Origin of the sequence: Pseudomonas sp. NPDC098740 (assembly GCF_044760065.1) — a bacterium.
GTDB classification, from domain to species: domain Bacteria; phylum Pseudomonadota; class Gammaproteobacteria; order Pseudomonadales; family Pseudomonadaceae; genus Aquipseudomonas; species Aquipseudomonas rossensis.
In genome coordinates this window covers 1-1,109 of sequence record NZ_JBIWAM010000053.1, presented here as the reverse complement: position 1 = coordinate 1,109, position 1,109 = coordinate 1, and the positions used below count along the sequence as shown (strand labels likewise).

At 56.9% G+C, this 1,109-nt stretch carries 1 pseudogene; it reads right to left on the bottom strand.

The features are described from left to right. A pseudogene (locus ACIQU2_RS28855) lies at positions 1-1,109 on the bottom strand (DNA-directed RNA polymerase subunit beta'); the annotation flags it as partial.

The following is a 1,109-nucleotide window of genomic DNA, read 5'->3' as shown; positions in this document are numbered from 1 at the left end:
TAGGTCAAGTTACCTTTCTTTTAGGTATCGATTGGGTGTTTGTGCGGATCCCACTTGGCCACGATTGCGCCAGCGTCGACCTTGTCACCTTCTTTAACCGAAATCACAGCACCGTACGGCAGCTTGTAACGCTCGCGCTCACGACCGAAGTCATCAGCGATCGCCAGCTCACCGGAACGGGACACAGCAACCAGGCAACCATCTACTCGCTCAACGTGCTTCAGGTTGTGCAGACGGACGGTACCGCCATTCTTCACCTGAACGCTGTCGGCTGCGGAGGTCCGGCTTGCCGCACCACCGATGTGGAACGTACGCATGGTCAGCTGGGTACCCGGCTCACCGATGGACTGGGCAGCGATAACGCCGACCGCTTCACCGATGTTCACCTGGTGGCCACGAGCCAAGTCACGGCCGTAGCACTTGGCGCAAATGCCGTAGCGCGTTTCACAGCTGATCGGCGAACGCACGATCACTTCATCGATGCTGTTCAGCTCGATGAACTCAACCCACTTCTCATCTACCAGCGTGCCGGCAGGAACGATGATTTCCTCGGTACCTGGCTTGTACACGTCACGGGCAATAACACGACCCAATACGCGCTCACCCAACGGCTCAACAACGTCACCGCCTTCAATGTGCGGAGTCATTACCAGGCCATGTTCGGTGCCGCAATCGATCTCGGTTACTACCAGATCCTGCGCCACGTCTACCAGACGACGAGTCAGGTAACCGGAGTTCGCAGTTTTCAACGCGGTATCCGCCAAACCTTTACGAGCACCGTGAGTGGAGATGAAGTACTGAAGTACGCTCAAACCTTCACGGAAGTTCGCAGTAATCGGCGTTTCGATGATGGAACCGTCCGGCTTGGCCATCAGGCCACGCATACCGGCGTGCTGACGGATCTGCGCAGCAGAACCCCGTGCGCCCGAGTCGGCCATCATGTACATCGAGTTGAAGGATTCCTGGTCGACTTCGACGCCATGACGGTCGATGACTTTCTCTTTCGAGAGGTTGGCCATCATCGCCTTGGAAACTTCGTCGTTCGCCTTGGACCAAAGGTCGATCACTTTGTTGTACTTCTCGCCCTGGGTTACCAGGCCGGAGGCCTA